This is a genomic window from Lysinibacillus sp. PWR01 (assembly GCF_043359455.1).
GTDB classification, from domain to species: domain Bacteria; phylum Bacillota; class Bacilli; order Bacillales_A; family Planococcaceae; genus Lysinibacillus; species Lysinibacillus fusiformis_F.
In genome coordinates this window covers 20259-43018 of record NZ_JBHERJ010000054.1, presented here as the reverse complement: position 1 = coordinate 43018, position 22760 = coordinate 20259, and the positions used below count along the sequence as shown (strand labels likewise).

At 39.3% G+C, this 22760-nt stretch carries 19 protein-coding genes; 5 read left to right on the top strand and 14 right to left on the bottom strand.

Annotated elements, in window-relative coordinates; all coding sequences use genetic code 11:
- Nucleotides 1-57 precede the first annotated feature (57 nt).
- On the top strand, nucleotides 58-915 hold the full coding sequence (locus tag ACEVFT_RS11295) for a DegV family protein (protein ID WP_393949800.1): 858 nt from the start codon (nucleotides 58-60) through the stop codon (nucleotides 913-915).
- Nucleotides 916-963: 48 nt separating this feature from the next.
- Here the strand turns inward: ACEVFT_RS11295 and ACEVFT_RS11290 are convergent, their stop codons facing one another.
- The 6 genes from ACEVFT_RS11290 to addB all read right to left on the bottom strand — a co-directional run bounded on the left by ACEVFT_RS11290 (nucleotide 964) and on the right by addB (nucleotide 12686).
- Nucleotides 964-2433, bottom strand: a complete 1470-nt coding sequence (locus ACEVFT_RS11290) for an alpha-amylase family glycosyl hydrolase (protein WP_205441350.1) — start codon at nucleotides 2431-2433, stop codon at nucleotides 964-966.
- 186 nt (nucleotides 2434-2619) lie between these two features.
- Nucleotides 2620-2988: a YisL family protein gene (locus ACEVFT_RS11285; RefSeq protein WP_205441348.1), complete on the bottom strand. Its 369-nt coding sequence runs from the start codon at nucleotides 2986-2988 to the stop codon at nucleotides 2620-2622.
- Nucleotides 2989-3189: 201 nt separating this feature from the next.
- Nucleotides 3190-4092 carry a fumarylacetoacetate hydrolase family protein gene (locus tag ACEVFT_RS11280; protein WP_393949797.1) on the bottom strand — a complete coding sequence of 301 codons (903 nt, stop codon included), beginning with the start codon at nucleotides 4090-4092 and terminating at the stop codon, nucleotides 3190-3192.
- 124 nt (nucleotides 4093-4216) lie between these two features.
- Nucleotides 4217-5383, bottom strand: coding sequence for a DUF418 domain-containing protein (locus ACEVFT_RS11275; RefSeq protein WP_205441344.1), 1167 nt, complete (start codon nucleotides 5381-5383; stop codon nucleotides 4217-4219).
- A 75-nt stretch (nucleotides 5384-5458) separates the two neighbouring features.
- Entirely contained in the window at nucleotides 5459-9175 is a 3717-nt protein-coding gene (addA, locus tag ACEVFT_RS11270) for a helicase-exonuclease AddAB subunit AddA (RefSeq protein WP_393949794.1), read from the bottom strand.
- Between the two features lies 1 nt (nucleotide 9176).
- Complete coding sequence (addB, locus tag ACEVFT_RS11265) at nucleotides 9177-12686, bottom strand: helicase-exonuclease AddAB subunit AddB (RefSeq protein WP_393949793.1); 3510 nt, start codon at nucleotides 12684-12686, stop codon at nucleotides 9177-9179.
- A gap of 155 nt (nucleotides 12687-12841) precedes the next feature.
- Here addB and ACEVFT_RS11260 point away from each other — a divergent pair, with 155 nt between their 5' ends.
- The gene (locus ACEVFT_RS11260) at nucleotides 12842-13690 is read left to right on the top strand and encodes a hypothetical protein (RefSeq protein ID WP_393949791.1); all 849 of its coding nucleotides are present in this window, start codon (nucleotides 12842-12844) and stop codon (nucleotides 13688-13690) included.
- A gap of 112 nt (nucleotides 13691-13802) precedes the next feature.
- Here the strand turns inward: ACEVFT_RS11260 and ACEVFT_RS11255 are convergent, their stop codons facing one another.
- Both ACEVFT_RS11255 and ACEVFT_RS11250 read right to left on the bottom strand, forming a co-directional pair.
- Nucleotides 13803-14441, bottom strand: coding sequence for a TVP38/TMEM64 family protein (locus ACEVFT_RS11255; protein WP_081977475.1), 639 nt, complete (start codon nucleotides 14439-14441; stop codon nucleotides 13803-13805).
- 11 nt (nucleotides 14442-14452) lie between these two features.
- Nucleotides 14453-15004: a helix-turn-helix domain-containing protein gene (locus tag ACEVFT_RS11250; protein WP_048392043.1), complete on the bottom strand. Its 552-nt coding sequence runs from the start codon at nucleotides 15002-15004 to the stop codon at nucleotides 14453-14455.
- Between the two features lie 124 nt (nucleotides 15005-15128).
- Here ACEVFT_RS11250 and ACEVFT_RS11245 point away from each other — a divergent pair, with 124 nt between their 5' ends.
- Nucleotides 15129-15863 carry an AzlC family ABC transporter permease gene (locus ACEVFT_RS11245; RefSeq protein ID WP_342442493.1) on the top strand — a complete coding sequence of 245 codons (735 nt, stop codon included), beginning with the start codon at nucleotides 15129-15131 and terminating at the stop codon, nucleotides 15861-15863.
- Nucleotides 15860-16186 carry an AzlD domain-containing protein gene (locus tag ACEVFT_RS11240; RefSeq protein ID WP_205441334.1) on the top strand — a complete coding sequence of 109 codons (327 nt, stop codon included), beginning with the start codon at nucleotides 15860-15862 and terminating at the stop codon, nucleotides 16184-16186. The genes ACEVFT_RS11245 and ACEVFT_RS11240 overlap by 4 nt, the downstream gene beginning before the upstream one ends.
- A 33-nt stretch (nucleotides 16187-16219) precedes the next feature.
- On the opposite strand, the gene ACEVFT_RS11235 is transcribed toward ACEVFT_RS11240, so the two are convergent.
- The 5 genes from ACEVFT_RS11235 to ACEVFT_RS11215 all read right to left on the bottom strand — a co-directional run bounded on the left by ACEVFT_RS11235 (nucleotide 16220) and on the right by ACEVFT_RS11215 (nucleotide 20773).
- Nucleotides 16220-16441 (bottom strand): DUF2198 family protein, encoded by a 222-nt coding sequence (locus tag ACEVFT_RS11235; RefSeq protein ID WP_016991517.1) that lies wholly within the window; start codon nucleotides 16439-16441, stop codon nucleotides 16220-16222.
- Nucleotides 16441-17622, bottom strand: coding sequence for a PDZ domain-containing protein (locus ACEVFT_RS11230; RefSeq protein WP_393949788.1), 1182 nt, complete (start codon nucleotides 17620-17622; stop codon nucleotides 16441-16443). Before ACEVFT_RS11230 ends, ACEVFT_RS11235 begins: the two co-directional genes overlap by 1 nt.
- Before the next feature lie 122 nt (nucleotides 17623-17744).
- Nucleotides 17745-19187: a S41 family peptidase gene (locus ACEVFT_RS11225; protein ID WP_205441331.1), complete on the bottom strand. Its 1443-nt coding sequence runs from the start codon at nucleotides 19185-19187 to the stop codon at nucleotides 17745-17747.
- A gap of 369 nt (nucleotides 19188-19556) precedes the next feature.
- A complete protein-coding gene (locus tag ACEVFT_RS11220) occupies nucleotides 19557-20144 on the bottom strand; it encodes a peroxiredoxin family protein (protein WP_393949785.1) in 588 nt (195 codons plus the stop codon).
- The gene (locus ACEVFT_RS11215; protein ID WP_393949783.1) at nucleotides 20141-20773 is read right to left on the bottom strand and encodes a hypothetical protein; all 633 of its coding nucleotides are present in this window, start codon (nucleotides 20771-20773) and stop codon (nucleotides 20141-20143) included. The genes ACEVFT_RS11220 and ACEVFT_RS11215 overlap by 4 nt, the downstream gene beginning before the upstream one ends.
- 205 nt (nucleotides 20774-20978) lie before the next feature.
- On the opposite strand from ACEVFT_RS11215, the gene ACEVFT_RS11210 reads away from it, so the two are divergent.
- The gene (locus ACEVFT_RS11210; RefSeq protein ID WP_393949780.1) at nucleotides 20979-21404 is read left to right on the top strand and encodes a hypothetical protein; all 426 of its coding nucleotides are present in this window, start codon (nucleotides 20979-20981) and stop codon (nucleotides 21402-21404) included.
- Between the two features lie 27 nt (nucleotides 21405-21431).
- Here ACEVFT_RS11210 and ACEVFT_RS11205 read toward each other — a convergent pair whose 3' ends face one another.
- Entirely contained in the window at nucleotides 21432-22739 is a 1308-nt protein-coding gene (locus ACEVFT_RS11205) for a murein hydrolase activator EnvC family protein (protein WP_393949778.1), read from the bottom strand.
- Between the last annotated feature and the right edge of the window lie 21 nt (nucleotides 22740-22760).

Sequence of the window (22760 nt, the reverse complement as noted above, 5' to 3'; positions counted from 1 at the left end):
TCTACTGAATAAAGTTAAAAAGCTTGAAAAGTAAGTTGAATTTAGGGGGACAAGAGAATGAAGATTTTTACAGATAGTGGATGTGATCTACCGAAGTCTTACTATGAAGAAAATGATGTCGTGCTACTCCCTTTACGAGTGCAATTGAACAACAAAGAATATGAAGATGTGATTTCAATTGATTCCAAAGAGATTTATGATGCGATACGTCAAGGTGCTCAGCCAAAAACATCACAAGTGTCACCTGAGCTGTTTTTGAAGTATTTTGAGGAACTAGCCAAAAATGATGAAGAAGGCATTTATATCGCGTTTTCATCGGAATTATCAGGCACATATAGTACTGCTCAAATGATTCGCAATCAAGTACTTGAGCAGTACCCTTCCTTAAAACTAGTCATTATCGACTCTAAATGCGCCTCATTAGGACATGGCCTTGTCGTGGAAGAAGCTGTTCGACTTCGAAATATGGGCGTATCCTTAGAAGATACGGCATCTAAAATAAATACCCTTGCACCTCAGGTCGAGCATTTATTTACAGTAGAGGATTTAGATTACCTTGCTAAAGGTGGTCGTGTATCCAAAGCCAGTGCATTTTTAGGTGGCCTACTTAGTATTAAACCTATTTTAAATGTAGAAGATGGCAAACTTGTACCGATTGAAAAGTCTCGCGGTCGAAAAAAGGCACTTAATCGTATGTTAGATTTAATGCAGGAGCGTGGCGGCAGCTTTACAAATAAAATCGTAGGTATTAGCCATAGTGATGATGCTGCCTTTGCAAATGAAGCAAAAGCCTCTATCCAGGAGCGTTTTTCACCTCAAGCTGTGCAAATTACTATGATTGGCTCCGCAATTGGTTCACATGTAGGTCCAGGGACTATTGCGATTTTCTTCACAAATAAAAGCTTTGAAGGCTAATAAAAAGCATGTTAGGATGGCTCCTAGCATGCTTTTTTCGTTGTGCTATTATTGTTGGACGTCTTGTTCCTGACGGCGAACTTTTCCTCGTTTAATGATGATGACTACAAAACCAATAAAGATCAACCATACTAAGCCTAAAGCCACCATATAGGGCGTGTTTAAGCCTTCATCATTGCGAACCTGATAAATCTCGACCATTTCTCGGTCTAAAATAACAGGATAAACTTCTTTTTCATTTATACGAACTTTTTCCTCATGTAAAATCCCGTTCAACATTTTCCCTTCACCAAGTTGTTCAGGCGTTAAGTCGACGCGTTGTGTTTTACCAGTATTATTAACCATGATTACCCACTTTTCTTCATCAGAAGTACGTGTAAAGACAAGAAGGCCATTTTCATTTGTAATGACTTCAAAATCACCATTACGCAAAGTAGCTGATTGATTACGTAAAGATTGAACATTTTTAATATAATCAATCAGTTCTTCATCTGTTTTAAAGTTGTAAAACTGGTGTGTATCTGGTTTGGCTTCCCCATTCATAGCAATTTCGGTACCATATTGTACGACAGGAATTCCTGGTAGCATAAATAAAGCACCCATCGCCATTTTTAAGCGTGTAGGTGGGAACATATTTTCATTAGCAGAGTCGAATGTAAAACGATGAGTTTCAAGCGAATCCACCATAATTTGTGTCGGTTTTTCTCCTGTAAAAGGTTCCATTAATTTAGAGGAATCCATATCCACGTTTTTAAACATATTACGATAGATATCTGCCGTTACAGGTGAGAAAGTTGCATCAAAGTCAGCATCACTTTCTTCATTAGCAATGACATAAAGGGACGATTTTGTCTCTTTTAATGCGGCTATCATTGCATTGATAAACGCTGTATCAGCCCCTGCAATATTTGTTAAACGAATACCACCGATGTCATATGTAGAAACAAATTCAGTTACTGCTTGAATAAGTGCCTCTTGCACATCTTTATTCGCTAAATCCCACTGTACTTGTCCATTATTCGTAGATGCAACCCAATCTGCTTTTGAAGCATCCTTTGCCCACTCATGATTTGGACTCACATTTGTAAGTGGAAAATCAACCATAATAGACATATTTTTAGCTTTATAGGCCTCTACAATACTTTGGAATTCTTCCGTTGTTCCAAAATGACGTTCGATTGTAGTATAGCTTGTTGGCATTGAACCATCGTATTTCTCTGTAGAAAAAATAGGTCCAATGGAAACAATCGTATAGCCCATCTCACCGATAAATTTCAGTTTATCCTGTAAACCTGTAAAATCGCCTCCCGCAAATTTCGAAGGGTCCTGCGTATTTGTATCAAAATCGTTTGTGCCCGAGCCATTAAAGAAACGGTCAACGAGTAAATCATAGATGCTCTCTTCTGCTATCGTTCTAGTCGCTGATTCATCCGCATGGGCTACTGGTATAGTAGTTACGAATGAAGTTGCTAATAAAAGTGATGCAGCCGTTGCACTTATCCACTTCTTAAATTTCACTGTTATTCCCTCTCTTTCAAACCAATCATCGTCATTTTACCAAATAACTCAGTCACGTCGCTATCTTTTCCAAAGATTTTGCGAAAATGCGAAATGAATTACGGCAAAAAGGTGTCAATTACGTCTTCATTTTCGGTTACAAAATAAAAGCCGTGAAGCAACTACTACTTCACGACTTTTAAATCATTATGCTAAGAAATCTTGACCCATTGGTAGTTTAAATCCTAGGAACAAAGTGATTAATAAGAATACTGCAAATAAAATCCAAAACATACCTGTTGGTTTATTTTTCTTTTGGCGCACTAATACCATTTCCATCATACCAATTACAAGTATGCCACCTAAGAATTTAAAACCGTAAAGCATACCTTGACCATAGTCCATTGCCTCGATAAATAATGCTCCACCTGTGATGATTATTAATACATAAAACAGACGTAATGTCATATGTAAGCCTTTTGATTGCTTACCCATTAGTGCCGCAATTAAAAAGATAACAATAGCCACTACCCACGTAGTAATATGCAAATGCGTTTGGCTAGTTAAAAAACTCATGTTTGTCCCACCTCATTCTTTTTCTATCAAACTCTATCCTACCATGCGATGGAAAGGGTTTCAAATATTACAATAGTGTTCACATAATTTACATCAATTAAGATTCTACATCGTTAGATCTAACAGCTTTAACTTCTGTTACCTTCCCTTAAAGAAGTAAAAAATCCGCGGAGTATGGACTCCCGCGGATTGATATCATCATTATTCAAAATGGTTGACTAATGTACCGATTCCTTGAATGGATACTTTTACTGTATCTCCAGCTTTTAAGAATTGTGGCGGGTTCATACCTTTGCCAACTCCTGCTGGCGTACCTGTTAAAATAACATCTCCTGGCTCTAATGTCACATGCTTTGATAGGATGGATACTAGTGTTTCAACAGTGAACATCATATCTTTCGTAGAGCCGTTTTGACGTACTTCATCATTAACCTTTGTAACAACTGTTAAGTCTTGTGGATTTGGAATTTCATCCTTTGTCACAAGGTATGGTCCAAGAGGGCAAGTACCGTCTAAGCTTTTACCCAAGAAGAATTGTTTATGTTTCTCTTGTAAATCACGAGCTGTTACATCGTTGGCAATTGTGTAGCCAAATACATAATCAAATGCTAAATTTTTAGGAATGTTTTTGCCACGTTTCCCAATAACGATAGCTAGCTCACCTTCATAATCCATTTTTGAAGAAAGATCAGCATGAATAGAAATTGTTTGTCCATCAGCGGCAATTGCAGTTGGTGATTTTGTAAATACCATTAAATCCGTTGGTGCTGCTTCTGCACCCATTTCCTTCGCATGTTCATCATAGTTTTTACCAATACACATAATATTTTTAGGTGTACGTGGAATTGGTGAAAGCCATTCAATCTCTGTAAATTCACGTTTAAAACTATTAGCATTATCTGATTTTTCTGCTGCCTCTACTAATTTACGAATCTGTTCCACAAAATCAAAGCCTAAAGCAATGCCATCCACGATTGAACTTGAAAAAGAAGGGAGAACTTGAAGTTCATTTTGAATAGCGAGTACGTCCCATACCGCTTCTTCTTTTTTTACTTTTGGTCCAAAGCTTACATGTCCACCTAATTTGAATGATAAAATTTTCATGATTGAAAGAGCTCCTTCTTTTTTCTACATAATACAACAATATGATAGAAATTACCTCATTTTTGCGACAACATTTTTATAAGTTGTTATATCTTCTTAAAATATGCATGTGAAGAGGAATATATTAACGTACTTCCACCTTTTGCTTATATGTTAATTTACGCCATATTGCCTCTAACGGCCCTTGTTTCCACTTAGATAGCCAAATTTCTGCTATGATCATTTGTACAACAATAATGCCAATAGCAATTAATACCCCAGTTTCCACACTTACTTTGCCATACCAGCCAAAACCAAATTGATAGAATAAACAAGTGCCTATAATCGATTGAAGGATATACATCGTTAATGACATGCGCCCAATTTTAGCAAAAGGACTAAGTAGCTTTGGCACAATTGGCATTAAGCAAAGTAACACAATAACCCCGATATAGCCCACCGATAGCATTGGACCCCCTATGTATACCTTTAAATAATCTAGTAAATAAGTTCTTGTAAACATAATAGATAAGCTTTTCATACCAATTCCGATGACCAATCCGGCAATTGCTAATGTCAGCCATAACCACTTCAATTCTTTAGCTCGTTCTACTAAACGCCATTTAGAGGCAGCGGCACCTATTAACATATACGGTAAAATGGTGAACAGTGCGACAAACCACATCTCGATGCCTGCCTGCGTCGATAAATCTGTTAAGCGTTGCATAAAGGCATCTACCCAGTCTCCTGTCCCATAAGCCGTGATGGCCTTCTCTACTGATACGATATCTAAGTAGTCATCTACTTTTGTATTAAAATTAACAATCCCTACCACAAAGAGCATAAAAACTTGCATCAAGCCATTAATGATCAAAGCACTAGCTAATAGCCAGATAGGACTCAAACGTAGTAAAAGCACTAAAAAAACGCCACAAAATGCATACATCATTAATATGTCGCCCCACCAAATTAGCACAGCATGGACAAAACCAAAGGCAAAAAGGATGGACAGTCTACGAAGCCCTAGCGTATAAAAGTTTTGTTCACGACTCTGAGCCTTCTGCCACTGCATAGCCAGTCCATAACCAAATAGCATGGCAAAGAGCGGGTAAAAGCTACCTTGCACATAAATATCTATATTTTTCTGCCACACAATATCCGATGGGGTTGTAAACCATGATGCCAAATCAATATGCGGCATTGGCAAATAAAAGGTATACATATTTACAAGTAAGATACCTACTAAACTAATACCTCGTAAAATATCTAATGTTGCCATTCGTTCCTGCAACATTGTCGGTTTTAACTCCACAAAATAGCCTCCTCTTGACTAGTAGCTATGGTGAAAGCAGGACAAATAAGCCCTACTTTTCCCATAACAAGCTCTTTATGCCTGTATGATCTGTTCATTATCGAATAAATATAATACTTTATCGCTCACCTTGATGTGTAAAATGGATTCAATGGCTTCACTATAAACACGAAGCTGTACGGCATAACGACCTAGTATTTCTTTTGACAGGGCAGGCTCCTGCGCAAAATGAGATTGTATACGATCCGTTTTATAATCCAACAAGACCCAATTACCGTATTCATCCTCAAATAAGCAGTCAATAATCCCTTGCACAATTTGAGCATCGCCATCTTCATCGATTCTACTAATGGTAAATGGCATTTCCCTACGTATTTGACTCGCCCGTTGAAAGCGTTGCCCTATTTCTGTCTCAAAGAAATGATAAATCTTCGCTTGTGGAACCACCATACCCTCTGCCTCTGTTAAAAGCTGCCTTGCGACTAAATCCTCTACAAAGCCCTTTACATCATTGATATGACCAAAACCAAACTGAGGGACATGCTGCATCACTGTGTGCACAGCGGTACCAATTTCAGCACCTGTTAACTGTTGTTCCTGTAAAAAAGCTGGTCGAGGTGCAATGGATGAAGCCTTTTGCTTGGTAGGGGAGGCAAAATAAAATTCGGGTTCCTCCTGACGCTGTAAATTTTCTAATCGCTTTATTTCACTAACAGATGTTTTGGAGCGCTTTCTTGTTGATTTTTGATAGGCATACTGTGCTTGAAAGCGGGTCGTGATTTCAGCCAGCAAGTCCTCATCCTCTGGCATCGCAAGCGCTTGCTGTACTTCATCGCCCATCGCCTGTAACTCATACGAGTAATGCTTTGTATCGATGGCTTGAACCCACCAATGTGATGGATCCTCTAATTTCTTATAAGAATTGGTTGCTACTGCTGCAAAGTCCGCATGCCTTGCCACTGCTGGGCCTATCCAGTCCAAATAGCTATTAGCTCTAGCACGTAAATAGTCTTGAAGCGGTGCATCCAACGGCAAACTTTGTGCGTCCTGCCAGTTGTCGCGTGTTTTCTCCCAGTTCTTCACTGAGCCTACTAAAATCAAACGCTCTTTCGCACGAGTCATCGCAACATATAAGACACGCATTTCTTCTGCGCGCATCTCTAGTTCTTTTTTCTCCTTCAATGCTAAAAACGGTAACGATGTATAGGTGATACGATTTTCGGGATCAATGGCCTTAACAGCTAGTCCAAAATCTTGATCGAATAAATAAGGTTGATGAAAATCCATTTTATTAAACGGACGTCCCATTCCTGCAACAAAGACGACTGGATATTCTAATCCCTTGGAAGAGTGAATTGTCACCAGGCGCACCACATCGTCCTTTTCGCCAATTGATTTGGCAGTGCCTAAATCATCACCACGCGTACGCATACGATCAATAAAACGTAAAAAACGGAATAGTCCACGAAATGCCGTTTTTTCATACATTAACGCACGATCATGTAAAACGCGTAAATTTGCCTGACGCTGTTTGCCATTCGGCATTGCCCCAACCATTTCATAATAATGTGTATCTAAATAAATTTTCCAAATTAAATCAGACAATGATCCACGACGTGCTAAATCTCGCCAATTTTCAAAGGCTAGCATAAAGCGTTGCAGCTTCTCAAATGTAGTGGTTTGCACACCATGTCCTTCACTGCGAATAAATTGTCGTAAAGCATCATAAAAAGGTACCTTTTGATCGGCTAAACGGATTTTCGCCAGCTCATTTTCCGTTAAACCAACAAATGGTGCGCGCAGTACAGAAGCTAATGGGATGTCCTGATAGGGATTATCGACTACCTTCAGGACATTTAACATAATCATCACTTCAAGCGCATCAAAATAGCCTTTAGACGATTCTGCATAGAGTGGAATCCCTGCCAGCTTAAATTCCTCCACTAAATCTGTCGACCATGTCATCGAACGCATTAAAATCACAATATCACTATACTTTAATGGTCGCTCTGTTTTTGTTTTCGTATCGTAAACGGTTGTTCCATCTTCCATCATCTGACGGATACGATCGATAATAAAGCGTGCCTCATATTGTGATTTTTTTAATTCCTCTAGCTCAGCAGCCTCGTTGTTTATTTCTTCCAGTTCTTCTGTTGTTTCCTCTTCCGGTGGTGGATGCATTACGACTAGCTCAACAGGTATTTCTTTATCATCATAAGGCGCAGCGGGCTTTAATGACGCATTGTCGTCATAAAGAATTTCACCAACACGCTCACCCATAATTTGTGCAAAAACGTAGTTTGTCGCATTCAACACTTCTTTTCGACTACGGAAGTTAGCATTTAAATCAATTCGCATCCCCGTTACCTCAGGTGTCTCCACATACTCACTATATTTTCGCATAAAGAGCTTTGGTTCAGCTAATCGGAAACGGTAAATACTTTGTTTTACGTCCCCAACCATAAAAAGGTTGCCATCCTGTTCTTCACCTGTTTTGACAAGTTGTAAGATGGTTTCCTGTAGCATATTGGTATCCTGGTATTCGTCCACCAGCACTTCTTTAAAGCGTTTTTTCATATCTAGTGCAACTGGTGACGGCTGAAGCTCGCCATCTACCTCCACCGTTAAAATTTGAAGTGCATAATGCTCCAAATCTGAAAAGTCAATGATTCCACGTTCTAGCTTGGCTAGTCGGAATTGTTCACTAAAAGTAGTGGTCAATTCCACTAACGTAGCAATCGTCGGTGCCATTAATCTTATTTCCTCAAGTAGGCGTGCAGGCGTACGAACAAAAAACGCCTCTTTGATTTTATTCATCATTTTTTTGGCTGCGTCTCGTTTTTTCTTCGCCAGCTCTTGTAGCTCTACATCTACTAATGCATCCTTTGATACTCGTTTTAATGTAGACCATTTGACCGTTGCAAAATAATCAAATAGCTCCTGCCATGTACCGCTTTGACTAATGCGAATCCCTTCCTGAATCATAGCAAAATCAATTTCTGCCGTTTCAGCATAGGGGGCAGGTCCGTCTGGCTGTAATGTAATCGCCCGCATTTCTGAAATTAATACAAACGCCTCTTCCAGACTATGGCGTACGGTCAATTTGACGTATTGAGATAGCTCTAAATCATCAATCGTCACTTCATCAGCTAAATCATATGCTTGTGGAAGGCTCCATAGCCATTTTTGAGGTTCTGCATGTACACGAGAAGTATCATAAAGTTTACTAATCAGCGTTTCGATGGCTTGATCATCACGATCTGAGGTAAAGCTATCAACAAGACGATAAATAGCCTGTACGTGAGCCTCATCCTCAGAATCGTAGGCATCTTCTAGAACTTCTGCTAAAACATCATCTCTTAATAATGCTATTTCTGCTTCATTGGCAATACGAAAGCCTGGATCTATCTCAAGTAAGTATGCGTATTGCTTCACAATGGCTAAACAGAAGGAATGCAGGGTGGAAATTTGTGCTTTATTCACAAGACTAAGCTGCCGTCTTAAATGGTTGGATGTTGGATTTTCTGCTATCGCCTTTTCTAATGCCTCAGACATACGATGGCGCATTTCAGCGGCTGAAGCATTCGTAAAGGTCACTACCAATAGTTCATCTACATTGATGGGATTTTCAGTAGCAATGACTTTTTCAATCATACGATTAATCAGGACTGCTGTTTTCCCAGACCCTGCCGCAGCCGATACAAGTGTATCTTGACCGCTAGCATAAATCGCCTTCCACTGATCGTCTGTCCATGTGACATCTGCTGGCTTAATAGGAATTGTTTGTACCATGCTATTCTACCTCCTTCCGAATTTTATCAACAATATCATTCGGCTTTGCTTGCATCAATTGACGATAGCTTTGTTTACCATCAGATGGATCAAATTGGCAAACTGCAGCAAATTGACAATAATCACATGCCGTTTTGGCTTTCAATTTATAGGGGCTAATGGCGGTATCACCAGATAAGATACCATTCCCTGCCTCCTGATGTTTACGACGAACGAAATGCTGTAACTTTTTCATATCATTGACAGGAACTATGCGGGATTGTGATTCAGAAGGTGTTCCATCTTTTTTCATATAGACAGGAATGATTTTTGAATGCCCGCTACTTTCCTCCAATTGTTCGTCCATCGATAATATCGCCTCAGCGTTTTCAGACAGTAAACCTTTCATTTTATACTGCTTTAAACGATCCTCTTCTATTTCACTGTCCGTCAAATCCTTATCCAGCTTTAGCATCGGATTATGGACATGGACATACAGTACCCCTGCTGGCTCTGCCTCACCTGATAGCCAGTAAGAGCTATTTTCCATTGCCACATCTAAATACGTTAGGACCTGTAAGGATAATCCGTAATAAACCTCATTTAAATCAAGGTCACGAGCTGAGGATTTATAGTCAACAATCCGCAAATAAGAGCGGTCATCTATCGTTGCACTATCCACTCTATCAATACGCCCACGCATAAACATTTTCTTGCCACCAGTCAAATCAATCTCTAGTGGTGGTAGCTGTTCATGTTGTCCAGGACCAAATGATGCCTCAATCGCAATTGGTTTGAAGTGAGATACATTAGCATGCCGTGTCAATGCCGTCATTGTGCGCTCGACAATTCGAATAAGCTTACGCTGAATATAGCGATAACGGGCACTAGATAATAGGATTTGATGGGAAAAGACTGGTACAATTTGTTCTACTGCTTGACGTGCTAATTGTTTAATTTGCTTTGTTGTTAAACGAATCCATGATAATTGCTGACGATGTGTTTCCTCTGTAATCCACTTTAACGCCTCATGGAATAAGTCACCCATTGCAAAGGTTTCTAGACGATACTCAGCACGTTCTTCTAGACGTAGACCGTATGTAGTGAAATGAGAAAAAGGACATCTGAAGTATTTCTCAATTCGCGACACACTGGATGTTAGCTTCTGACCATATAATTCCTGTGTAATATAGGTTTCAAGTGGTTCAGCCTCATTTTTATGGGTAATTGGATAAAGGACACGGTCGAAAATGAGCGCCCAATATGGATCTTGTTTATAAAATCTTTGTAAAGCTAGCCATTCTGGAGCTAGTTCACGGCTATGTTCAGCTTGACGTATCTGCACCATCAGATGTGCTAATGCGGTACGTGGATGGCGTAAATATGGCAAAACATCTCCGTCTAGTAATTCAATCGGATCGATTACCACTCGTTCTATGGAAACATCACTTAATAAACCCGTCTTTTTGTCATTCCCTATTATTTTCTTAATATAAAGTGAGGATAGCAGTGCCTTGCCTTCCTCATCCGCCGTAGGGTACGTCATATACAATTTGTTAGATGGCGTTGTAATAGCGCGATAGAACAAGAAATTTTCCTGTAATAAACGATTAGTAGAGGTAGGGGCAAGCTCATAGCCAATTTGACTAAACCATTCACGCTCGCTATCTGACAACAAGCCTTCATACTCCATACGAGTTGGATAAACACCATCATTCATCCCTATAACAAAGGCAACTTTGATATTGGATAAACGGGCTAAATCAACAGTAGCCACCATTACCTCATCAAGGGTTGGCGGAATTCTTGAAAATTCTAATGTATCAAAACCTTCATCAAGAATTTTGGCTGCTTCCTCTACAGTCATCTCCTGCTCACCAAACATATAAACGAATTGATCAAGAACAGCAACCCATTCATTCCAAGCTTGTTCATGTTCACTTGCTGCTAATGCGTCACCCCGCTCTAGCTCACGATCTTTCATTGCTTGCAGTTTATCATATACCTGTAATGACTCTATTAGCTCAAATAAAGCAGTCGCAATATCTCTGCCATTCTTCGCGCTATCAAGCTTGTCTTGTAAAAGTTTTAGAGGTTGGCGAATTTCATCCCGAATGGCCTCGATTTCTGCCTGCATTGCACGCTCTTCGTCTGTTTGTACATGCGAATGGAATTCTAGACCTCGATATTTTTTATAAAACCAACGTGCCTCCTCAAACCATCGTTCACCATAGATGCCTTGTGCCAAGCAATAATTTTCTAATCGATCTGCTCGCTCACGCCAAATCGTTAGCTCCGCTTGTAAAGGGAAAAACAAATCTGTTTTCACACTACGAAAAACAGGTTCATATTTCCAGTTCGAGGTCATAACCTCCAAGGCTGAGCGACTTAGCTCTATTAATGGATGATGTAACATCGTCTTTTTTGTATTTGTAAAAATAGGAATTTCATATTGTTGGAAAATACTTGTAATAAGTGGATCATAGAGATCTGCTTGTCTATACAAAAGTACGATATCCTGATAGCGAAAACCGTCTTCCCTTGTCAGTTTTGTTATTTCCCGGGCAATCGCATGTACTTCTGCTCGACGATTTGATGCTTCAAGCACGATTACATCTCCAGAAGTTTTTTTCGTTTGAGGCTCCAAATCAGCAAACTTTGCCTCCACATGCTGTAAATCTTCAGAATGAAATCTTTTAGTATTATAAAAATGGTATGGTAATTCAACATCAATGCCCTCTTCTTTTGCGATATCATGAAGTCGTTGATTCGTTAAAGCTGCTTCATGGAATAGAGCTTGTTCATCAAAGGCCTCATCTATATGATCAAACGGAAGAACAACGGTTACTTGCTGTGTTACCTTTAACAACTCACGAACCAGTTCTAACTCTCGCACAGTGAAAGCAGTGAATCCATCAATATAAATGGTCGCTTGCTTCATCGTTTCAGCATACTTCAATTGCTCCGTTAAAATCGGATAATAGCCCTCGCTGTCAACATATGTCGTACCCAGTCGTTCCTCTAATGCCTGCAAAACGACATGTAAATCGTTTGCTTTCGCTTGCAAGGTATTGGGTGCATCGATCGCCTTCAAAGATTCCGTTACCTCTGCCAAGACTGAGCTATTGACGCTATAGCGACTAAATTCTTTTAAAAGGGTTTCAATCTCCTCCGTAAAGCCACGTTTTCCTGCTGCTTGTCGAAATAAGGAAAACTCACTTTTTTGTTCCTCCAAAAGTTTACGAATAAGCATTCGATAGCCATAGCCATTCACTTCTTTACGAGCAATACCACCCGTTTCTTGTAACACCAACCATGCTAAACGTTTAAACGTCATCACTTGTGCTCGAATCAAGCCCTGTAAACCATGCTTATTCGTCAGCTCATATTCCGTAGAATAAGACATCTGGTCAGGCACTATAATGAAAATCGGATGCCCCAACGGATCTGTCTTAAGCTGCTCAACAATTTCCTGATGAATAAATGCCGATTTCCCTGTTCCCGAACGTCCTGAAACAATACGCAATGCCATATGCTTTCCCCTCCTCATTAACTTGCTGTTTTCGGGTGACTCTTTTAATGAATTAATTATTTTGTACTCTTATTTGAGCGGTTTTTTAATGGATTGATTTCTTCTTATCTGTTTTGGAGCGGTTTCTCCACTTCATTGATCACTTCTCAACTATTTTGGAGTGGTTTCTCCATACTATTGATCACTTCTCGCTTATTTTGGAGCGGTTTCTCCATACTATTGATCACTTCTCGCTTATTTTGGAGCGGTTTCTCTATACAATTGAGCACTTCTCACCTAGTTTGGAGCGGTTTCTCTATACAATTGAGCACTTCTCTCCTAGTTTGGAGCGGTTTCTCTATACAATTGAGCACTTCTCATCTATTTTGGAGCGGCTACTTCATCAAATTGATCGCTTCTCGCTTAACTTGGAGCGGCTTCTCCATACTATTGATCACTTCTCTCCTATTTTGGAGCGGCTTCTCCATCTCATTGATCACTTCTCACTTATTTTGGAGCGGCTTCTCCATACTATTGATCACTTCTCGCTTAATTTGGAGCGGCTTCTCCATACTATTGATCACTTCTCACTTATTTTGGAGCGGCTCCTTCACCTCATTGATCACTTCTCGCTTATTTTGGAGCGGCTTCTCCATACTATTGATCACTTCTCTCCTATTTTGGAGCGGCTTCTCTACCTCATTAATCACTTCTCACCTATTTTGAAGCGGCTTCTCCATCTCATTAATCACTTCTCACCTATTTTGAAGCGGCTTCTCCATCTCATTGATCACTTCTCACCTATTTTAGAGCGGCTTCTCCATCTCATTGATCACTTCTCACTTATTTTGGAGCGGCTTCTCCACTTCATTGATCACTTCTCACCTATTTTGGAGCGGCTCCTTCACCTCATTGATCATTTCTCGCTTATTTTGGAGCGGCTTCTCCATACTATTGATCACTTCTCACCTATTTTGGAGCAGTCCCCCAGCCCCACCAAAAACAACATAAATCATCTATCTTAAATTCTATCGAAAAAAACTAGTAAATACTATCTATCAACCTTCATCTACCTATAAAAAGGTTACACAAAAAAGCAGCCTCTTCAGGTAATGAAAGAGGCTACAGATAATTTACTTAACTGGCATGGTGATCCTGCTTTTTCGTCAAATTTCGCGCTTGCTTTAAATCTCTTTCTACACGTGCATTCAAACGCTTCTCTATCAACTTACCGACCCACCACAAAATAACAATGGCAACAGCTGCAATTATTAATCTGACTGGGCTTGTCAAGAGCGATTTTAAATCATAGCCCAATACACTCATGCCTAAAATCATGACAAACTTTCCTGCCAGCAAAACGATTAAATAAAACTTTTTATGGATATGTGACAACCCCGCTACAATATTGACAATAACAGATGGTGTAAAAGGGAAACAGAGGAGGACAAAAAGAGGGCTGATGCCATTCATATCCACCCATTTAATAAGCTTCTGTACTTTTTTACTACCTGTTAAAAATTGTAACCTTGGATGCTTGCCAAAATGTCGTACAAGTAAGAAAACCGCATAGGAGCCAGCTACAGAGCCTAACCAAGATAATAAAAATCCTAACCATAAGCCAAATGCACTTGCATTCGCCACAACGAATACGACTAAAGGCAGAAATGGTAAAAATGCCTCTAAAAATGGTAGCAGTAAACCAATGATTGGGCCAAACGTTCGATACTGTGCCGCAACCTGTTCAATATTTTCTACAGTAAACCATTCACTCAACTTCGACACCTCTATTTATACTGTAAAATTAAATGAAAAATTGTTAGCCCTTCTGAAGTATTGCGATATTCATGGGGCTGATGCCCTGAGAATACTAGTGTATCCCCTTCATCCAGTAATTCATGCATGTCTCCGGCAGAAATCACTGCTTGTCCTTTGATGACCATTACAGTTTCCTCTACCCCTTCTGTATGGGCTTCACTCCTACTCACTGCCCCTGGCTCCATTTCAACCTTATAAAACTCCCAGCCTCGCTCTGGATTATAGGGAATAATGGAGTAGACACGATAGCGTCCCTCATCTTCATCGACATGTGGTACATCTTTACTGCTATAACGCATGTAATGAGCAGTTGGCGGCTGTAATAATGAAGAGAACGACATACGCATACCAGCAGCGATTTTCCAAATTGTTGAAACAGTCGGATTGGCCTCACCCTTTTCAATTTGTGCAAGCTGTGCTTTACTGACGCCAGTCGCTTTGGCCACATCATCGAGACTTAAATGACGTTGCTGTCTAATTTTCTTTAATTGAAATGCTAAATTTCGACTCATTTGTTCCATTTTTACTCACCAATTTCTATTGTTTATTTTATCAGACATATGTATACTTTAATAAACATCAAGAACTATCAAACAATTCCATCAATAGTATACATGGAAATTATCAAGAAAGGATGACCTATTTATGACAAGTACAACAGAGCTTCATCATGATGATACAACAAGCTCTTCCAACGACAGTTTTTTACAAGGTGTGAAAGATTGCGTACCTACATTACTCGGTTATATTAGTATAGGACTTGCATTTGGGGTTGTAGGTTCCGCTTCAGGGTTGTCGGTCCTTGAAATCGCACTATTAACGATACTGATTTACGCAGGCTCTGCACAATTTATTTTTTGTGCACTGCTTTTAACAAGTAGCCCTGCCTCTGCTATCATTGTAACCATTTTTGTGGTGAATCTACGCCATTTATTAATGAGTTTAACATTAGCCCCTCATTTTACGCGCTACTCTATGCTTAGAAATGTTGGCTTCGGTACATTATTAACGGATGAAACCTTTGGTGTAGCTGTAACAAAGCAAATGCAAACAGGTAAATTATACGGTAAATGGATGGATGGATTAAACTTAACAGCCTACATCTTCTGGATCCTTTCTTGTGTTACGGGTGCCTTTTTAGGACAGTGGGTAGCAAATCCTGAAAAATGGGGTTTAGATTTTGCCTTAATTGCCATGTTTGTTGCACTTTTAGTTTTGCAATTGAGCAGTGTTGGCAAAAGTAAAATCATGCATTATATCAAGTTAATCGGCTATATGGCGGTTATTATGTACGGTCTTTCTTATATAGTTCCTTCCCATGTGGCTGTGCTACTGGCAACCGTGATTGTCGCAACAATTGGGGTGGTGACAGATAAATGACGACAACTTCTTATATGGTCTGGCTTATAATCGGCTGTGCACTTGTAACATGGCTACCGCGTGTCATTCCATTTATCTTTGTACGCAGTGTAACACTCCCTGATGTTGTGCTCAAATGGCTTAGTTTTATTCCTGTTTGTATATTAAGTGCTCTTGTCATTGAAAATTTAATAGATACTGAAAGTGGCAAAATAGTAACGCTTGATTGGCCAGTCTTTGTTACATTTGTTCCCACTCTAATTATTGCCCTTGTCACAAAAAGTTTATCGATTACCGTAGTTGCAGGCGTAATCATTATGGCAGCAGTACGATTTTTCATGTAAAAAGGTCAGTCCCATTGCTTGGACTGACCTTTCTTATTTATTCATTTTACTTGCTAACCAAAAACCTACCGTTAATGAAAACGCGTCGATTACGAAAATAATAGGTGGGGATGTATAGCCTGCATATACAGAGGCAGCGATTAGTGCAATGGCTAATAACAATGCAACATAGCGATTATAGGTAATTCTAGTGAATAATAACACCAGTATGGCTGGTATAAATAACGCCAACATCATTTTCCCAAAAACGTCCATTATACTTCCCTCGGCTCCGCAAGTAATAACCCAATACGGTAATGATCATTGCTATAAATCACATGCTGCGTTAAACGTAATTCATTGTTTCGGTCTAAAACCTCTAAACGACAATGAGCTGCATTTAATTGCAGCGCTTCATATAATTCATTTTCTGTAAAAATGGACACACCATTTACTTTGCGTATACATTCCCCTGCCAGTAAACCCATTTTCTCTGCAGGTGAATCAGGAAGAACCGCTGCGATAATAGCACCTTTCGTACTTGGCGCAACCGCATAATGATCTGTTTTGTCCTGCTGTGCAAAGTAAATAGCAATGATGATACGGATAATTGCACCAACAGCAAGTGTGATGAAACCAATCAATGGTTCAAAATATGCAGCCAGTCCTCCTACTAAAATAAGCTGTCCTAGTAAAAAGACAGGTCGCCCAATTTTAGCATACGTTAATGCTGGTAATTCCTTTCTAGTCAGCTTTGCAAAGCCAATGACAAGAGGAAATAACACGAATGCAAAGCTACTATGACCTATCGTAAACTGTGGCCAGTATGGGAATATAGCTGAAATAGCATCACCTGGAATGACAAAGAAAATAGGTAATACCCATACATTTCTTGAACGATAGACAATTGCCTGCATACCTCGCTTCGTTTTCTCAATGCAAGGTGTTGTAACCTTCATCGCCACACGTCGAATTAATAGTCCTTCTGCAATGACACAAAGGCCCGCAAGAATGGTAATTGTAACAATGGCACCATCCTCTAAATTGACACCAGCTAATGAAATTTTCCACCAAGAAAAGGTCCAATTGTAGTAGGACATTCCCCATATGGCCAGTGTGGCAATGCCCATTGTCACAATAGGTGACATTGCGTTCATGACATATAAGACAAGTGCTACTATAGAAACTGCTGTTAAAATGATTAAAAATTCTTTTGGTACAGTAAGCCCTGCTCCAATACCGATAAGAGAAATAATTAGTGCATAGAGCCACCCATCTTTCCATTGTCCGATTAACTCCGTCCAGCCCCAAATAATTCGTCTATTAAAGTATTTACGCTCCTGTTTTACACGACGATAACCTAACATAATAGCAAATATTATGACTATATACAGTAATGGGTTGAGTAAAAAGCGGCCAATCGCTGTTACAATTTCTATTAAAATCTCACTAACCATACGAACACCCGCCATTTCTATCTTGAATACTATGAATTTATTGTATCAAACGACTACACGCTTGCGTAGTACAAACTCATAGAAAGCTTTATATTATGGTATTTTTGTTCTCTCAGCCAGTTTTATTGTTCAATTGTGTGCAGTAAAAAACTAGTGGCCATTTGGAATTGCTGGTCATTTTGACGATCGGCTTTAAAATCTTTTAACGTTTCATTTAAACTATTAAAGAAAGTTGTATCCATATAAAATTCATCTTCTGCTAGCTTTAATTTTTTCTGTTTGCGATAAAGGTTCACAGCCTCTGCGGTTGTTTCATCCAAATAGCCATCTAAACGATCTATTTGATAGCCTAGCTTCTGTAAGGCATTTTGTGAATAGGAAATCTCCTCACTCATATCACCCACTTTAAACTTACCTGTTAGTGGATGAAGTTGAAAAGCAAATAATTCATTTTGTTCAATCATTAAACTTGCTTCAATGCCCTGCCCATGAATCCATTCGCGTTTTGGTGTTAGCCATTTATTGGTTGATAATTTAAGTTCACCACCATTGGAAAGCTCCCAAGATTCTTGTACAGTCCCTTTTCCAAAGCTTTTAACCCCAACAAGTGAAGCGCGTCCCCAGCCCTTTAAAGCACCGCTTAATACTTCACTAGCAGATGCACTACCTTGATTTTGTAACACCACAATGGGAATTTTATTCATCGTTTCTATATATTTTTCATCGAAGCCTTTTGTTTGTGTTTTTAATGGTTCCATAGCACCTTCCGCATTTTGCATATATGCAAATACTTTGCCATTGTCCAATACTGTGCTCAGTAGCGCTGCGACGCTATGTAAATAACCACCTGGATTATCCCGTACATCGATCACAATTCCTTCCACATCTTTACGAAGCAATTTACTCGTTTCTGCCACCCATTCATTGGCCGTTTTTTCACCGAATAATGAGATTACCACATAGCCAATGTCTGTATCCTCTACCTTCACAACCTCACTAGTAACCGTTTTATTAGAAATTGCTGCGCGCTCCATCGTCATCTTAATATGCTTATCTTCACTTGGACGATACACAACAATGGTTACTTTCGTTCCCTTTTCACCTTGAATTAAATGCATTAATTCACTCATCGTTTTTCCATCTATTCGTACCCCGTCAACTTGTACAATTTCATCAAGTGAACGCATCCCTGCTTTCTCTGCTGGTGATGAACGAACAGGTGACACAACGATAAACTTCCCTTTATTTTCCGTTAGTTCAATACCTATGCCTACTCGTTCCTCAGCCAACATTTGCCGATGTTGCTCAGCCTCTTCCTTGGAGTAATACGTGCTATAAGGATCTTTAATGGCATCAGCCATACCACGAAGAGCCCCCTCCACCAATGCATCCTTTTTTGTACTATATACTGATTTTTCTTCAATGATTGTCATTGCCTCACCAATAGTATCAACCTCCGTAACAGGCTCCTTTTTATCGCCAATATTAAACCAATCAAAGTAAATACCACTGCCCACCACCAAACTACTAAGTAGGACTCCGACACCGGCTGTTAATTTGCGCAAATCTTCCCTCCTCCGTCTCTTTTACTGTATGACTCTATTTTTTCAAACATACAAAATTACCTTTCAAATTTATGAAGAGAGAATATTGCATATTACTCACGCATGTTGTTGTTGTTGATTCGAGGGTATTCACTTTAGTTCCGCGGATATTCACCTTGACTTCGCGAGTATTCACCTTGGCTTCGCGGGTATTCACCTTGGCTTCGCAGGTATTCATCCTTGCTCCGCGGGTATTCATCCTTGCTCCGCGGGTATTCATCCTTGCTCCGCGGGTATTCACCTTGCTTCCGCGGGTATTTACCCTGCCTTCATGGAAAATAAAAAAATCTGCTCGTTTCTACTATAGAAAACGAGCAGATTTTTGATGAATCAATCTAGTGCATCTACATAATCATTTAACATATCCACGTCCATTGGTCCTCTGATTGCACGTTGGATATAGCCGTTGGAATCAATAAAATAAGTGGTTGGAATCGTGATGACTTGATAATTTAAGCCAGCCTCATTGTCTGGGTCCAATAAGATGGGAAACGTGAGCTCAAAGCTATCTCTAAATGTCATCACAGTGTCCACTTTGGCATCGGCGGTCACATCACGTTCGGCATCTGTTAAATTGACCGCTATGATTTCAACGTTTTTTTCTTTAGCATATTCATCGTAGAAGCTTTGCATATGCGGCATTTCAGCCTTACAAGGTGGGCACCATGTAGCCCAGAAATTTAGTACAACTTTTTTTCCACGCAAATCACTTAATGTGATATCTTCCCCGTCTAAGCTTGTTAAAGTAAAATCAGGCGGGATATCTCCTTTTCCTAAGCCCGTTTCTAGCTCCTCCATATCCTTACCAAGAGCTGATTTTTCAATGGCACGTTCTTCGTCAATTTGTTGTTTTACATATGTACCAATCATCGCAACCACTAATAACACAACAATCAGTAGCCCAATATTTTTTTTCATTCTTTACCTCCCACATTGATTCGTTCATGCTGAATGGTTAATCCCAAACAAAGTAGTATTACACTAACAGCCACAGCTGTTTGCCATATACCAAGTGGCTGTAAGATAGCCACTATTAAATAGCTAACTGTATAGAGGAATAAAGCTTGTTTCATCGCTGCTAATTTCCATAATATGACGAGCGTGACTACACTTAGCACAACTAATGTTATAACTTCACTCGATGTGTTATTGTCACTGAGTAGCACAACAAGCATTTGATAAATGGATTGCGTTAAAATAATGGCCCAGCTACAGGCTGTCATATCTTCTCCCTCAAGCTGTAGCCTATTTCTCCTTCTCCATATTTGCAAGGATGCTACGATGACGCCAAGATAAACACCAATTGTTCCGCCATTAAAATAAAGCACCGTAATTGGATTGCTTACAACAGTCTTGAAATCAGTTACAAGCAAGCTCAGCTTCCAAACAATGATAAACGTAAAAATGGCATCACTATATAGCTCAGACCACTTTTTAGAAAATTGTAGGCGCAAGATAAGCCATACAATAAAAAAGGTAATAAGTAAAGCGACTGCCGTAGCTGGTAAAGTTAATGTACGGATCGAGTACCACTCTGTATTGATCACCCCAACGAAACCTCCTCCGAAAGCATAGCATAGAACCTTTTTAAAATTAGAATATTTCACACTGTTTTAAGAAAATCTTCAGAAATAACAACAATTAAAATACCCCACTATGTATAGAATCATCATAACATCAAACAGAATCTTATAATAGCAATGAAACTTTTATTGGAATATTTCGTAAAATGATAAAAAGGGGGGAGGAATTATGCTTTCAAAGCGACTTATACTATGGATCGCCGCTATTTTTCTCGGCATAAGTATACTGATGCTGTATACAGAATATCGAACGAAGAATTTGCTACAAGATTTTTTACCTAATAAAGATCTTGAAGAAATATTAAATAAAATGACGATATGGGAAGTTGACAATGGTACCAATAAAACTTTAACCATTATCAATCGTGACGATCCACGATTAGATGATATGCGTTTAGCCTTAAGCACTTGGGAAGTAAAAAGAACCTTATTAAATAACAAACAAGCTGATGTTGTCTATCAATTGGATATTACTTATTATGACCATACATTAAAAATATTGTTCTTCCAAAATGGCTTATTGGCTATTGATGGGCAAACCTATAAGCTGGTGAATGGTGAAACACTAGATGAAATATTAAAAGCTATACACTAGAAAACGCTAGTGTATAGCTTTTTATTTTTACAATGGAATATATTTCAGTGGATTAACGCTGCCGACTGCTTGTCCTTTCCAAGCACCAATATGCACTTCAAAGTGTAAGTGTGGACCAGTAGAGCGACCTGTACTACCCATCGCTGCTATTTGATCACCTTGTGATACTTCTTGTCCTACACTAACATTAAACGCACTTAAATGTGCATAAACAGTTGTATAAATTTGTCCATCGATAGAATGCGTCAGAATGACAACATTACCATACGAACTAAGTGGTGCAGCGTAAGAAACAACGCCATCTGCTGCTGCCCATATTGGTGTTCCTGTTGCATTTGCAAGGTCAACACCATAATGGAATTCAGGGCCTGCTCCAAGATTTCGCCAACCATATGGTGATGTTAAGCGACCATTCGTCGGTTTAATCCAAGTCCCATTTGATTGAGGCGCATGGACTGTACCACCAGATGATCCGCCACCATTGTTGGCAGCAGCTGCCGCGGCCGCCGCTGCGGCTGCTTTACGTTTCGCCTCTTGCTGACGCGCAATTTCAGCCAAACGATTTTGTTCAGCAATAATTTGATCTTGTAATTCCTGACTTACTTCCAAAGCTTCTGAGTACTCTTTTTCAAGTAATACCTTTTCTGATTTCAGTTTTTCTTGCTCTTTTTCTAATTGGTCGACTAGTTTATTTTTCTCAGCTTTTTGGCTATCTAATGATGCTTTTAATCGTTCAAGCTCAGCTTTTTTGTCTTCCAAGTTTTTACGTTTTTCTTCTATAATTTGCTTTTGCTCTTCTAATTTTTGTTTATCATCTTTTTGATCTTGGATAATTTGTCGATCTGCTTCCAATAATGCATTAACTGCAGAGAAACGATCAATAAAGTCTACAAAACTATTAGAGCCTAGCAATACATCTAAATAACTAACAGAGCCTCCTGCTTGAATTGCACGTGCGCGTTCTTGTAACAATAAATCGCGCTCTTCAATTTTATGCAAAAGCTCTTCGATAGACGCTTCTAACTTTTTAATTTCCTCATTTGTTGCCCGAATATCTGCTTGTACCTTTTTAATATTACTATTGGTTTTGTCGATTTCAGCGTTCAATGCTTGAATTTGATCTAAGATTTTTTGTTGCTTATCTTGATTAGCTGTAATGGCATTTGATTTATTGCTAATAGATGAATTTAACTGGTTCTTCTTTGTTTCAACTTGTTTCTTTTCTTCTTTTAAATCCGATAAACTTGTTGCATATGCTGATGGAGTTTGGATAAAAAGAATTAGAGCAGACGCTGCTGCAAGTGTTTTCAATGTTTTTTTCGCCTTACTTTTCACCGATTGAACTCCCCTTCGACT